Raw genomic sequence first — 13,700 nt, forward strand, 5'->3', positions numbered from 1 at the left:
CATATCTTGATGTTCTGTAGAGGCAAATAGCTCAGCACCGCTTACGTGTATTGTGGCTTCTGCTTTTTGATTTAATTTTTCTACATCGAGAATGACATGAACATTATTAATATGATCAGAGTGTCTTTCAAGCTTCGCAAATTTAGTATTAATATAGTCTCTTAGTGAATCAGTTAATTCTACGTGACGACCAGTTAAGTTTAGTTGCATAAGCATTACCCTCTTAGTTTAGCGTCTTAAATCAGACTTTTACGCTGATTTGACGGTGGAATAGCAAGAGATTCGCGGTATTTTGCGATTGTACGTCTCGCTACTTTAATTCCTTGCTCAGCCAATATATCCGCTATTTTGCTATCACTCAATGGTTTTGCTGAGTTTTCTGCTGCGATTAATTTTCGGATAAGCGCACGTATTGCTGTAGATGAACATTCACCACCGTTTTCAGTACTTACATGGCTTGAGAAAAAATATTTAAGCTCAAATATACCACGGGGTGTATGCATGTACTTTTGAGTAGTTACGCGAGAAATTGTCGATTCGTGCATTTCTACCATTTCAGCAACATCATTTAAAACCATTGGTTTCATGGCTTCAGGGCCATGTTCAAAAAAGCCTTGTTGTTGCTTAACAATACAATTAGTAACTTTTAATAGCGTGTCGTTTCTACTTTCTAAGCTTTTAATAAACCATTTAGCTTCTTGTAAATGTGAGCGAATAAACTGGCTGTCGCCACTTGATTTTACAGTGCGAGACATTGCTGCGTATTGGCTATTAACACGAATTTTAGGCATGCTATCTGGGTTTAATTCGACAACCCAGCGGCCTTTAATTTTTTTAACTGACACATCAGGAATAACATACTCAGATTCTTCCCTTACAATAGTATCTGCAGGTTTTGGGTTGAGAGTATGTATTAGTGTCATTACTTCTTTAAGCTCTTCTTCTTTGAGCTTAGTTTTTTTCATTAATGTACGATAGTCGCGAGCTGCTAATAGATCAATATGCTCGGTTAAAATCATTTTCGTTTCATTAATATAAGGTGTTTCTTTATCAAATTGATTAAGCTGAATACACAAACACTCTTGTAAACTACGTGCAGCAATACCAACAGGATCAAACAGTTGGATGCGTTTTAATACCGCTTCAATTTCATCAAGTTCGACTTCGTTATCATCTTCGTTTTCTTGATTAAAGCTTTCTAAAATCTCTTCGCAGCTTAGTGTTAAAATACCTGAATCATCGACAGCTTCTACAATAGCAATAGCAATAGCTTCGTCTGTAGGGCTAAATGGCGTTAGTTGTAATTGCCACATTAAATACTCATGGAGCGTTTCAGTAGAGGCGCCTTGGTATATTGATTCGTCTTCAGGCATTGGACCTGATGAGGCTGCAGGAGCGGCACTCATGTACTCATCCCAACTGACATCCATAGCCATGTCGTCACTTAGCGTGTCTTTTGCAAGTGCTTCACCAGTATCTTGTTCGTATTCGCTCGGAGCATCATCAGCAGATGCGCTAACAGTTATGTCATCGGTATCAGCTTTTTGCTCGTTTTTACCAGCAGCGTCTTCGGAATAGTCTGCCTCTTCAACCTCTAATAGTGGATTACTGTCGAGAGCTTCTTGTATTTCTTGCTGGAGATCCAATGTACTGAGTTGCAACAAACGAATAGCTTGTTGCAACTGTGGAGTCATTGTAAGTTGCTGGCCCATGCGCAGCTGTAGTGATTGCCTCATGTATCTCTAACAATCCTTTTATGTTGTTATAATTAATACTAGCAGATGCTTAAAGACATGGCGTAAATGTTACAGCCTAAATTGCTCGCCTAAGTAAACATCGCGTACTGTTTTATCATTTAATACGTGTTCTGGAGTACCTGATGCAATCAGCTCCCCATGAGAAACAATGTAGGCTTTTTCACAAACATCAAGGGTCTCTCTTACGTTATGGTCGGTAATTAATACACCAATCCCACGATTTTTAAGATGTTCTATTATTTTCTTTATATCTAATACCGAAATAGGGTCAACACCGGCAAACGGTTCATCCAGTAATATAAATTTAGGATCTGCTGCCAGCGCTCGTGCTATTTCTACACGACGACGTTCTCCCCCCGATAATGCCATACCTTGGCTATCACGAATGTGTTGTATGCTAAATTCATCTAATAAGTTATTGAGCGTGTCTTCTCTGGCTTGTTTATTTAGTTCTTTGCGCGTTTCTAAAATGGCCATTAAGTTTTGATAAACAGTCAGCTTTCTAAAAATCGATGACTCTTGTGGTAAGTAGCCTATGCCTAATCTAGCACGACTATGCATAGGTAAAAGAGTAATATCGTTATCATCAATAGATATTTTACCTTTGTCGCTAGGAACAAGCCCTACAATCATATAAAAAGTCGTTGTTTTACCAGCACCGTTAGGGCCAAGTAAGCCAACTATACTGCCAGCTTGTACTTCAAGGCCGACGTTTTTTACAACTTCACGACCTTTATAGCTTTTTGCTAATAGTTCTGCTTTTAATGTGCTCATGGTTGACCTTTATCGCCTTTTTTACTTTTTTTAGTTTCGATCGGTACTAAAATTGTGTGAACGCGGTCAGTTGAGTTTTCATCTTTTTCGGCACTGATGAGTTGCTGCTCTATGTCGTAGGTAATGCTTTTAGCATTTATTTTTTGTCCGGCTTGCGATACTTGTGCATTACCAACAAGCGTTAAAAAACGCTTAGATACATCATAACGTACTTCGTCAGCACTGGCGCTCATAGTCGTGCCGTCTGATTGCTTTTCTTCAAAGTGCGCAGGGCTACCTGTGGCAATTAATAATTGTTTATTATCACCAAGTTCATCACGTTTGTGTACTTCGAGGCGATCGGCTGTAATGCGGCGATTACCGTGAATAATCTCAACGTTTTTCTCAAAAATACCCACATTAGCTTTCAATTGACCTTCTTGCTTGTCGGCACTTATTGAAATTTGATTGGCAGCAGGTTGCGTGTTTTGCTCTGCAGCACTACTATTAAACGCTAGTATAAGTGTAGGAATTATAAGTGATTTTAATATTTTATTGGTCATAATATATGGTTCGCGTATGGTTAATTAGTTTTATCACTTCGGTTTTCAAGTCGGCTTCTAGGCCTTTACCGGTGATTTTTAAATTGGGTCCAGTGATAATGACGGGTTGCTCCGAACGCATTGTTAATAACTTTATATCAACCTGAATATTATCAGCATTGATTTTGTCTATCATGGCGTTATCGGTTAAATTTTTGGCAACCACATTACCTTCTAAAATTAATTGTTTATCTTCATATAATGTTGCTTCGTCTGCATTTATTTGCCACGTTTGTTGCTCGTTATATAAAGTAAAAATGGGTTTTTCAAAAAACGTGAAACCTAATTGCTGGTATAGCTCCATTTTAGCCGCAGTGACTTTGTGGCTAATTTTACCTTGCTCATCATAGGCTGTCTGTTTGAGCTCAATAGCTATGTAATCAGGCTTAGCAACAACTTCAGGCTCAGCCTGAGGCACAATATTTGTTTGTGTAAAATAAGGGTACCAAAGCCAAACCATACAGCTAATGAATAAAACGCTTAATATTATGCGCGCTGCATTCATGAACTAGTGCCTTGTGTAGTCAATGCTTTACCATTTTCAAGCATGAGCAAATCGGTGAGTTCTCTCACAGCGCCAAAACCACCAGGCATTTGCGTTACATAATGTGACAAACGCTTAATAAGAGGGTGGGCATCATTTACTGCAACGGCAAAGCCTACTAACTCCATAACAGGCATGTCAGGACCGTCATCACCAATATAAGCAATTTGTTCATCGCTAAGGTTGAGTTTATCTTTTAATTCTTGATAGGCAATGAGCTTATTTTCTTGGCCTTGATAAATATGCTGTACGGTTAAGCTGCTCATACGTTGTTGTACTATCTGTGAATGACGACCAGTAATAACAGCTACTTCAAAGCCACTGTTTATAAGTGCTTTAATGCCAAAACCATCTTTTGTATTAAATGCTTTTAGCTCTTCACCTTGATTGCCAAGGTAAATACGGCCATCAGAAAATACACCATCAATATCGCATATAAGTAGTTTTACTTTTTTAGCGCGTGCTTTTGCATCATCGCTCAGCGGTTGATAGAGTTCTTCAAATTGCATTTATAACACTCCTGCTTTTAATAGGTCTTGCATATTTAATGCGCCAATAGGTTGGTTTTTCTCATTGACGACGATTAGGCCATTTATACGTTTACGTTCCATAATATTGAGCGCTTCAGCGGCTAAAATATCTTGCGTAGCTGTAGTGCATGACTTAGTCATAACAACATCTATTTGTGTTGTATGAATATCAATTCTTTGTTCTAAAATGCGACGTAAGTCACCATCGGTAAATAACCCTACGAGTTGCTGATTTTCATCAACAATGGCTGTCATACCTAATCCTTTAGCTGACATTTCTATTAGAGCATCTTTAACTGTTTGTGAGACATCAATAATAGGTGTATTTGCGCCGCTGTGCATAACATCTTTTAAAGTAAGTAATAAGCGCTTGCCTAAACTACCACCTGGGTGAGATAGCGCGAAGTCATCAGCTGTAAAGCCGCGAGCTTCTAATAATGCAACTGCCATGGCATCGCCCATCGCAAGCGTTGCAGTGGTACTTGATGTAGGGGCTAGACCCAATGAACAAGCTTCTTTTTCTACTTTAATGCACACATGTACATTAGCAAGGGTTGCCATAGTTGATTGTGTATTGCCAGTCATCGCTATCATTTTGGCACCAAGTCGTTTTAAAACCGGAATGATATTTAAAACTTCGCTGGTTTCCCCTGAATTAGAAATAAGCATTACCACGTCATTTTTAGTGATCATACCTAAATCACCATGACTTGCTTCACCAGGGTGAACAAAAAACGCTGGGCTGCCAGTACTTGCAAGGGTTGCCGCTATTTTATTGCCAATATGGCCTGATTTTCCCATGCCAATAACAATAATACGGCCTTCACAGTCGTACATTAATTGGCACGCGTTATGAAAATTTTCATCTACATATTGTGCAATATCACTAAGTGCTTGGCGCTCAACATCTAAAACGCGAAGGCCTTGTTCAATAAAGTTTAGCGTTGCCATCATTTACCCTACTTGACTAAAAATATACCCTTGGTAACCCAAAAACGCTATTAGCAATAAGCCGCCTTCTACCCTATTGATACGCTGGGTGCCTCTAAAGTTCAATGACATAATAATAAGAGCAAGTGTTGCACCAATCATAATTAATATATCTCGGCTTACTAACGATGGATCAATTGCTGAAGGATTAATAATACCTGCTAGAGGTAATACAGCTAAAATATTAAATATGTTTGAGCCAACAATATTACCTAGTGCTAAATCATCTTCATTTTTAAGTACACCTGCAACCGAGGCGGCAAGTTCAGGCAAGCTAGTACCAATGGCAATAATTGTTAAACCAATGACTAAGTCGCTTAAGCCGAAGTATTTAGCAATATCAACAGCTGAGCCGATTAAAAAATGAGAACTAACCGGCAAGAGTACCATGCCGACAATTAACCAAAATACCGCTTTTTTAGTAGGTACATCGTTTGGTACATCGTCGCAGGCTTCTGAGACAAATGGGTCATCTTGGTTTTTTGCACGCATAGATACAATGATTAACCCACCGATGAATACGATAAAGCCAACTAAAAGCGCAACACCTTCACTAAATGAAAAGTAGTTATCTGAGAACACATACCAAGTAGCTAAAGATACGAGCATCACTAATGGCATTTCACGTTTTAACGTACTAGATGAAACTGAAAGAGGGCGAAATAGAGCAGTGATACCTAACACAAGTAAAATGTTTGTAATATTAGAGCCAACAGCATTGCCAACGGCTGTGTCGGTTTTGTTAGCCAAAGCGGCAGAGGCTGAAACCATCATTTCAGGGGCTGAAGAGCCCATGGCTACAACGGTCAAACCAACAATAAGTGTAGGTACACCAAAGTTTTTAGCAAGAGCCGCAGCCCCATAAACAAACCTATCGGCACTCCAAACAAGAGCTGCAAAACCAAGAATTAAAATAACAAACGAGGTAACCATTGTGTTAAGCCAGTTATACAAAATACGGATGGCGCGAATAGTAACAAAAGCCAAGATGAAAGTATAAATAAAAGAGTAAGGTCAACTAGGTAACAATGTTGCTTTTAAACAGCTAATTTAAAAATTTAAGCCGGGGTTAAGCTGTTTTGAGCGAGTCTTATAATCCTTTTCATGGGTGTATTACAAAATCTTACGAATTGTTTTTTCCATCTTTGACAAAAAAGCTTTAAAATAGGGGCACTAGTGAACATTTTTATGGAGAGCGACTTGTCGCAATCAATAGTAGAAGTCAAGGATGTTAGCTTTTCGAGAGGCAATAGAACCATATATAAAAATATGAGTTTTAGCGTTCCTAAAGGTAAAATTACTGCGATTATGGGGCCAAGCGGAATTGGCAAAACCACTATGTTGCGTTTAATTGGTGGTCAGCTTAAACCAGATTCAGGTGATATTTTATTTGAAGGTGGCAGCATTCCTAAAATGTCTCGTAAAGAGTTATACGAAGCACGTACTAAAATGAGTATGCTTTTTCAAAGTGGTGCGTTGTTTACTGATATGTCGGTATTTGACAATATCGCGTTTCCTATAAGAGAGCACACAAAGCTAAGTGAAGACCTGATTCGATTAGTTGTGTTAATGAAACTGCAAGCGGTTGGACTACGTGGCGCTAAAGATTTAATGCCATCTGAGTTATCCGGCGGTATGGCAAGGCGTGCTGCACTTGCACGCGCTATAGCACTTGATCCAGAGCTAATCATGTACGATGAACCATTTGCAGGGCAAGATCCTATTTCGATGGGCGTATTGGTTAAGCTAATTAAGTCGCTCAACGAAGTATTAGGTTTATCGTCTTTAATCGTGACGCACGATGTAACAGAGGTAATGAGTATTGCCGAACACGTTATAATTATCGCCGATCAAGGGGTAATTGGTTCTGGTACTCCAGATGAAATGCGTAATCATGAATCTCCTTTAGTTCAACAGTTTTTAAAAGGCTTGTCGGATGGTCCTGTACCATTTCATTTTCCGGCTCAGGCTTATGCAGACGAACTACTTGGAGAAAAAGCATAATGTTGGATTTATTTCAAAAGCTAGGACATAAAACGCTAGGACGCTTTGCGGCCCTTGGTCGTTCTGCTTATATGCTGTTTAGTGCATTAGCGCATGTTCCTAATTTTAAAAAAGGCACACCGTTACTTGTTCGCCAGCTTTATATGGTTGGTTCGCAATCGTTACTCATTATTATGGTGTCGGGTTTGTTTATCGGTATGGTGTTGGCTTTACAAGGTTACACCGTATTGGTTGGTTATGGCGCTGAGGATAGTTTAGGGCCGTTAGTGGCACTGAGCTTATTGCGAGAACTAGGCCCGGTTGTTACTGCATTATTATTTGCAGGACGCGCAGGTAGCGCTTTGACAGCTGAAATTGGCTTAATGAAAGCAACAGAGCAACTTTCATCACTTGAGATGATGGCAATCGATCCGCTAAAGCGTATTATTGCACCGCGCTTTTGGGCGGGTTTTATAAGCATGCCATTGCTTGCATTGATATTTTCAGCTGTAGCAATTATAGGCGCTCATTTAGTGGGGGTAGATTGGCTGGGGGTTGATACAGGTAGTTTTTGGTCAATCATGCAATCGCAAGTGTCGTTTCAGCAAGACATACTAAACGGTATTATTAAAAGCTTTGTATTTGCCATAGTGGTGACCTGGATTGCGCTTTATAAAGGATATGACTGTGTGCCGACCTCAGAAGGGATCAGCAAAGCAACCACCGAAACGGTTGTTCATTCGTCATTAGCAGTTTTAGGTTTTGACTTTATTTTGACAGCGGTAATGTTTACCAGCTAATAGGGTATAGATAATGAATTCACGGAAATTAGAAATTTTAGTTGGTTTTTTTGTAGCACTTGGCATTTTAGCTTTTGCGATGCTTGCACTTAAAGTTGCCAATTCAGGTATTAGTGGCTCTGGCGAAACATATACGCTTAATGCCAAGTTTGAAAACATCGGCTCGTTAAAAGCGCGTGCGCCAGTAAAAGTAGGTGGTGTTGTAATTGGCCGTGTTGAATCAATTTATGTTCACCCACAAGAGTTTTTACCAGTCGTTAATATGGCCATTGACGCACAGTACTTATGTCGTTTTTCAGACACAAGCTCAATCTCTATTTTAACGTCGGGTATTTTAGGTGAGCAGTACTTAGGTATTCACCCTGTAATTTCTCCAGATTCTGCTAAGCAACGTTGTTTAGGCGAAACAGTGACAGAAAACAAGCAAGATGAAGCAATTGACGATTTATTTGGTGTGGAAAGTAAAGCACTAGGTGATGGCGATTCAATCACTGATACTAAGTCTGCCATTGTACTTGAAGAATTAATCGGGCAGTTTTTATTCAACCAAGGTAGTGAGTAATTATTATGTTGAAAAAGTTTTTAGCTATTGTAGCAATTGGCACAATGACGCTAACTCAAAGCGTAAGTGCAGCAGATGTGAAATTAGTCGATCCTAATAAAATGGTACGCCAAGTTGCCGATAATACATTTGCGCGCATTAAAAAAGATCAGCCATTAATTGTTAAAGATCAGGAATACCTTCGCGTAATAGTCGAAGAAGAATTAATGCCTTATATCGACTATAAATATGCAGCACTTCGTGTACTTGGCAGTGAAGTATCTAAAGTTCGTGCAATTACCGACGAGGCTGAAAAGGCCAAAGCAATTAAAGAAATTCAACGCTTTATTGGTGTATTTAGAGAGTACTTAGTTGCTACTTATGCAGGTGTATTTACTCAATACACAAACCAGAAAGTTGAGTTTGGTGCAGAGCAAGCGTTTAAAGGTAAAGACGTCGTTGTTGTTAAGACTAAAATTATTGAAGACGGTAAACCTGATATCAGAATCGATTTTAAAGTACGCGAAGACCGCGACGGTGAATGGCGCGCGTACGATATGATTGCCGAAGGTATTAGTTTACTGGATGCAAAGCAAAGCGAGCTGCAAGGTATTTTGCGTCAGCAAGGTATCGATAATGTAAGTAACCTTTTAGAGCAAAAGAGTCAGCTACCAGTTCAGTTTAGAGGCAGTAACTCGAATGACTAAATTGGCAATAAGCCAAGTTGATGGACAACATTTTGGAGTAAGCGGTGAGCTTACTCGAAATTCAATTGGCGATGAACAGCTTCTGAACAATAAGTTATTAACCAAGCATAAAATCATCTATTTCGACCTAAGTGGAGTATCAAGGGTTGACACAGCAGGCTTAGCTTGGTTAATTCACTCTTTTGCAGAATTAAAGCAGCAAGGCATTCGCCTTGAATTGCAAAACCTACCTGAGCAATTGCAAAATTTAATGCAATTGGGTCAGGTTACAACCCTATTTGAGTGAGAGTTATGGAAACTAGCCAAGTCGAAACATTATTACGCGAAGAACTTCAATTAGCTGAAGTACATGTAAAAGCCAATGGTAGTCATTATGAAGTTGTTGCAGTAGGCGAATGCTTTGACGGTTTAAGCCGAGTTAAAAAGCAGCAGCTAGTTTATGGTCCATTAATGAATACAATTTCAGATGGGACAATTCACGCAGTATCTATTCGTGCATTTACTCCTGTAGAGTGGAAGCGTGAACAAAAATTCATTTTACCGCAATAACTAGGGCCTCCTAATGGATCAATTTGTAATTCAAGGTGGCACTTCACTTGCTGGTGAAGTGACTATTTCGGGCGCTAAAAATGCCGCACTTCCTATCTTATTTGCTTCACTATTAGCTGATGGTAAAAGTATATTTACTAATGTACCGCGTCTTCGCGACATAGTGACCACTGAAGCCTTATTAAAAACTTTAGGTGCAGATGTTAATTGGCAGGGCGATACGCTAGTAATTGACGGTGCAACGGTTAATAAAACATTAGCGCCTTACGACTTAGTAAAGCAAATGCGCGCCTCTGTGCTTGCATTAGGCCCTCTAGTTGCACGTTTTGGTGAGGCTCAAGTGTCTTTACCTGGTGGGTGCGCTATTGGTGCTCGCCCTGTTGATATCCATATTCAAGGTTTGGAGCGCATGGGCGCACAAATAAACGTTGAAAATGGTTATATTAATGCCAAGGTTAATGGTCGCTTAAAAGGCGCTGAAATTTTTATGGAAATGGTAAGTGTAGGCGCTACCGAAAACCTATTAATGGCAGCGGCCCTCGCTGATGGTAAAACCATACTTGATAATGCGGCACGCGAGCCTGAAATAATTGATTTAGCTAACTGCCTAATTGCTATGGGCGCTAAAATTACAGGTGCAGGTACTAGCCGCATTGAAGTTGAAGGCGTTGAGCGTTTAGCTGGCTGTGAACACAGTATTTTACCTGACCGAATTGAAACTGGGACGTTTTTAGTCGCAGCAGCAATGGCTGGCGGTGAAGTACTTTGTAAAAATACAGACTTTCATTCTCTTGAGCCTGTGATTGAAAAGCTACGTGCTACGAATGCGCACCTAGAAGTACATAACGATAGTATTTATCTTGATATGCGCGGCCGAGAACTTAAAGCCGTGAATATTAAAACAGCTCCACACCCAGGTTTTCCTACGGATATGCAAGCTCAGTTTACAGCATTGAATGTAGTAGCAAATGGTAGTGCAACGATCACAGAAACGATTTTTGAAAACCGTTTTATGCATGTACCAGAGTTGCAGCGTATGGGCGCTAATATTCGTTTAGAAGGGCATACCGCAATTTGTGGTGAGACTGAAAGCTTAACGGGTGCGCAAGTGATGGCAACCGATTTACGCGCTTCAGCTAGCTTAATTTTAACGGGTATAGTGGCACAGGGTGAAACGGTTGTTGACCGTATTTATCACGTTGATAGAGGCTATCAGCGCATTGAAGATAAGCTAAGTGCGTTGGGTGCAAACATTAAACGTAGAAGTAGCTAAGTAGATAACTAGTTAAGCTATTTAAAAAAGGTCGGATACGCAAATTGCTATCCGACCTTTTTATTGACGATTGGTATTACTCTTTTTTAAAGCTTTGTTTCAAGCTCAGCTACCACCACCATGATTTTTTCTATTTTGCCATCTCTGTATAGCTCAAATTCTATTTCTTTACCGGGCTCCGTATTACCTATTTTTTCAAGCACTTTTTGTGGGTTTGCTACCGAAAGCCCTGCAATTTTAATGACGATATCTTGCTCTTCAATGCCTGCTTGCCATGCTGGCCCCAAAGGGTCTAAATTAGTAATACGCATGCCGGTAACCGGCGTTAGGCTGTCGTTTACTTCTTTACCCGTACTATCTACTGCTGTGCCTTCAAAGCCTAAATAGCCGCGCACAACCCGACCGTGACGAATGAGTTTACCCATCACTTTTTTAGCAAGTGAGTAAGGAACCGCAAAAAATATTCCTTGAATATTCAAGTTCTCACGCGTTTTAAATTGTGCAGAAGTAATGCCGACTAAATCACCATTGGAGTTAACTAATGCGCCGCCGGAGTTGCCCACGTTAATAGCTGCATCCATTTGCAATAAGTTATTGTAAGGGCTATCTGTAATTTTTTGCTTACCCGTTGCACTAATAATGCCTTGAGTGATTGTTTGCCCTAAGTTAAGCGGGTTGCCTATAGCAAGTACAACGTCGCCTACATTTGATACATAGCTATCGTTTACGGGAATCACTGGGAGGTGATCTGCATTGATTTTAAGTAAGGCTAAATCAGTAATGGTATCAAAACCAATGAGTTGCACATCAAAAAAGCGTCGGCCATCGGTTAAGATAACCATAATTTGGTCTGCATTATTAACAACATGATAGTTAGTAAGAATATAACCGTCTTGCGACATAATGACGCCAGAGCCTAGCTCTTGTACCGTGTTTTTTCTTTTATAACGAGGTTCTTTGGAAATGCTTTCTGAAAAAATAGTAACTACAGAAGGAGCTGCTCGTTTAACTGCATCAGAAAAACTCAGGTGACTCGCACTCATCGCGCTTGGAAGGGGAACATTAGGAAGTAAGGCGGCTCGCATATTAGGGCTGAAAAAAACCACTAAAAAAGCAATACTTAGACCTGCAAATAAAGGGGGAAGAATAAATTTTATTAATTTCAGCACAGTTTTCTTATTATGTAAGTGAGCAATCTCTTTATGATGACATAAAAAAAATAACAGCGGCAAGTGCCACTGTTATTTTTATTACATTAATAGTGCTATTTATTACTGAATTAAAATAAATATAGACTCACGACCACGTTGCACGCCAAGTACGATATTCCCCTTAGTGTTTTCGATAATCTTATTCATATCACGAATTGTTTCTACGCGTTGGCGGTTTACCTGCATTATAATGTCACCCTCTTCAAGGCCAACACGGGCAGAAGGTGAACGAGGATCTACAGACGTAACCTCAACACCTTTATTACTATTTTTTTGCACGTTTTCAAGTGTCGCGCCTTGGAACGCAGGATGCAGCTCTTCGCCTGTCGCTGTAACACCTGATGCACCATCAAGAGTTACTTTTACCGTTTTAATTTTACCATCGCGGTAAATACCTAGTTTTATTTCGCGGCCTTCACCTAGCGTAGCAATTTTGCTGCGCAGCTCGTGGAAACCACTAATATCACCGCCATTAATGCTAACAATTACGTCACCTGCTTTTATACCTGCTTTACTTGCAGCAGTGTCGTCCATTACTTGCATTACATAAGCACCTTGTTTAACGTCAAGTTGCTGCGCTTTAGCAAGGCCTGCATCAAGTGGGCGGCCAGAAATACCCAGCGAACCTCGGCGTACTTCACCGTGTTCAACAATTTGATCAACTAAGTTTTTCATCATGTTTGATGGAATGGCAAAACCAATACCCACGTTACCGCCAGAAGCACCTAAAATAGCAGTGTTAATACCAATCAATTCACCGTTTAAGTTAACTAATGCACCACCAGAGTTGCCTTGGTTAATAGCAGCATCGGTTTGAATGAAATCTTCGTAGCCCTCAATATTTAAACCACTACGGCCAAGAGCACTAACAATACCAGATGTAACTGTGTGGCTAAGTCCAAATGGGTTACCAATAGCAACAGCAAAGTCGCCCACTCGTAAACTATCTGAATTTGCGAGTTTTATTTCAGTTAAGTCATCAGCGTCTATTTGTAAAAGAGCGATGTCTGATTCTGTATCAGTACCAATTTTAGTTGCTTCAAATTCACGGCCATCTTCGAGGGTTACTACCATTTTTTCGGCATCTTGGATTACGTGATTATTAGTGACTACATAACCCTCATCAGCATCAATAATCACCCCAGAGCCTAATCCACTAAATTGACGCTTTTGACTGCGAGGCTGTTGCTGTCCAAAAAAGTATTCAAGCGGATCTGCACGGCGGCGTACTTCTTTTGAGCCTGAAACTTGGATACTTACAACACCTGGAGATATTTTCTCTAGCATGGGGGCAAGAGTTGGTAGTTGTTGACCATTTACTGCAATTGGCATTTTTGCATAAGACGCTACTGGGCTCATTAACAAGCTTGTAGATAAAATAGCTGCGCTGATAAGTGATAATTTCATTTTCATAGTCAGGGGTAACTCCACTTAAGATAAAGCAAAACAAAAAGGGCTAC

Annotated in this window: 17 protein-coding genes; 7 read left to right on the forward strand and 10 right to left on the reverse strand. The window is 40.0% G+C overall.

Annotation, left to right across the window (positions count from 1 at the left end):
• From hpf to H5072_RS03025, 8 genes are all read right to left on the reverse strand, one after another.
• A partial coding sequence (hpf, locus tag H5072_RS02990) for a ribosome hibernation-promoting factor, HPF/YfiA family (RefSeq protein ID WP_182692638.1) occupies positions 1–210 on the reverse strand: 210 nt, incomplete at its 3' end.
• A gap of 26 nt (positions 211–236) precedes the next feature.
• Positions 237–1,736, reverse strand: a complete 1,500-nt coding sequence (locus H5072_RS02995; protein ID WP_002957941.1) for an RNA polymerase factor sigma-54 — start codon at positions 1,734–1,736, stop codon at positions 237–239.
• 69 nt (positions 1,737–1,805) lie between these two features.
• Complete coding sequence (gene lptB, locus H5072_RS03000; RefSeq protein ID WP_002957942.1) at positions 1,806–2,531, reverse strand: LPS export ABC transporter ATP-binding protein; 726 nt, start codon at positions 2,529–2,531, stop codon at positions 1,806–1,808.
• Positions 2,528–3,073 carry a lipopolysaccharide transport periplasmic protein LptA gene (gene lptA / locus H5072_RS03005; protein ID WP_002957943.1) on the reverse strand — a complete coding sequence of 182 codons (546 nt, stop codon included), beginning with the start codon at positions 3,071–3,073 and terminating at the stop codon, positions 2,528–2,530. The genes lptB and lptA overlap by 4 nt, the downstream gene beginning before the upstream one ends.
• Positions 3,063–3,617: an LPS export ABC transporter periplasmic protein LptC gene (lptC, locus tag H5072_RS03010; RefSeq protein WP_002957944.1), complete on the reverse strand. Its 555-nt coding sequence runs from the start codon at positions 3,615–3,617 to the stop codon at positions 3,063–3,065. The genes lptA and lptC overlap by 11 nt, the downstream gene beginning before the upstream one ends.
• On the reverse strand, positions 3,614–4,165 hold the full coding sequence (kdsC, locus tag H5072_RS03015) for a 3-deoxy-manno-octulosonate-8-phosphatase KdsC (RefSeq protein WP_007580311.1): 552 nt from the start codon (positions 4,163–4,165) through the stop codon (positions 3,614–3,616). The genes lptC and kdsC overlap by 4 nt, the downstream gene beginning before the upstream one ends.
• On the reverse strand, positions 4,166–5,137 hold the full coding sequence (locus H5072_RS03020) for a KpsF/GutQ family sugar-phosphate isomerase (protein ID WP_002957946.1): 972 nt from the start codon (positions 5,135–5,137) through the stop codon (positions 4,166–4,168).
• 3 nt (positions 5,138–5,140) lie between these two features.
• On the reverse strand, positions 5,141–6,109 hold the full coding sequence (locus H5072_RS03025) for a calcium/sodium antiporter (RefSeq protein WP_182692636.1): 969 nt from the start codon (positions 6,107–6,109) through the stop codon (positions 5,141–5,143).
• Positions 6,110–6,364: 255 nt separating this feature from the next.
• Between H5072_RS03025 and H5072_RS03030 the strand changes: the two genes are divergently transcribed.
• The 7 genes from H5072_RS03030 to murA are packed head-to-tail and all read left to right on the forward strand — an operon-like array spanning position 6,365 to position 11,029.
• Positions 6,365–7,180 (forward strand): ATP-binding cassette domain-containing protein, encoded by an 816-nt coding sequence (locus H5072_RS03030; RefSeq protein ID WP_080945050.1) that lies wholly within the window; start codon positions 6,365–6,367, stop codon positions 7,178–7,180.
• A complete protein-coding gene (gene mlaE / locus H5072_RS03035; RefSeq protein WP_002957949.1) occupies positions 7,180–7,959 on the forward strand; it encodes a lipid asymmetry maintenance ABC transporter permease subunit MlaE in 780 nt (259 codons plus the stop codon). The genes H5072_RS03030 and mlaE overlap by 1 nt, the downstream gene beginning before the upstream one ends.
• 13 nt (positions 7,960–7,972) lie before the next feature.
• Positions 7,973–8,521, forward strand: a complete 549-nt coding sequence (gene mlaD, locus H5072_RS03040) for an outer membrane lipid asymmetry maintenance protein MlaD (RefSeq protein ID WP_182692637.1) — start codon at positions 7,973–7,975, stop codon at positions 8,519–8,521.
• Between the two features lie 5 nt (positions 8,522–8,526).
• A complete protein-coding gene (locus tag H5072_RS03045) occupies positions 8,527–9,207 on the forward strand; it encodes a phospholipid-binding protein MlaC (protein ID WP_039485391.1) in 681 nt (226 codons plus the stop codon).
• Positions 9,200–9,493: a lipid asymmetry maintenance protein MlaB gene (locus tag H5072_RS03050; RefSeq protein ID WP_002957952.1), complete on the forward strand. Its 294-nt coding sequence runs from the start codon at positions 9,200–9,202 to the stop codon at positions 9,491–9,493. Before H5072_RS03045 ends, H5072_RS03050 begins: the two co-directional genes overlap by 8 nt.
• Before the next feature lie 5 nt (positions 9,494–9,498).
• Positions 9,499–9,756 (forward strand): BolA family protein, encoded by a 258-nt coding sequence (locus tag H5072_RS03055; RefSeq protein WP_002957953.1) that lies wholly within the window; start codon positions 9,499–9,501, stop codon positions 9,754–9,756.
• Between the two features lie 13 nt (positions 9,757–9,769).
• Positions 9,770–11,029: a UDP-N-acetylglucosamine 1-carboxyvinyltransferase gene (gene murA, locus H5072_RS03060; protein WP_002957954.1), complete on the forward strand. Its 1,260-nt coding sequence runs from the start codon at positions 9,770–9,772 to the stop codon at positions 11,027–11,029.
• 86 nt (positions 11,030–11,115) lie between these two features.
• Here the strand turns inward: murA and H5072_RS03065 are convergent, their stop codons facing one another.
• Complete coding sequence (locus H5072_RS03065) at positions 11,116–12,198, reverse strand: trypsin-like peptidase domain-containing protein (protein WP_024595792.1); 1,083 nt, start codon at positions 12,196–12,198, stop codon at positions 11,116–11,118.
• Between the two features lie 102 nt (positions 12,199–12,300).
• Positions 12,301–13,653, reverse strand: coding sequence for a Do family serine endopeptidase (locus H5072_RS03070; protein WP_024606350.1), 1,353 nt, complete (start codon positions 13,651–13,653; stop codon positions 12,301–12,303).
• Between the last annotated feature and the right edge of the window lie 47 nt (positions 13,654–13,700).

This window comes from Pseudoalteromonas sp. SR45-5, from assembly GCF_014163565.1.
GTDB lineage: Bacteria > Pseudomonadota > Gammaproteobacteria > Enterobacterales > Alteromonadaceae > Pseudoalteromonas > Pseudoalteromonas distincta.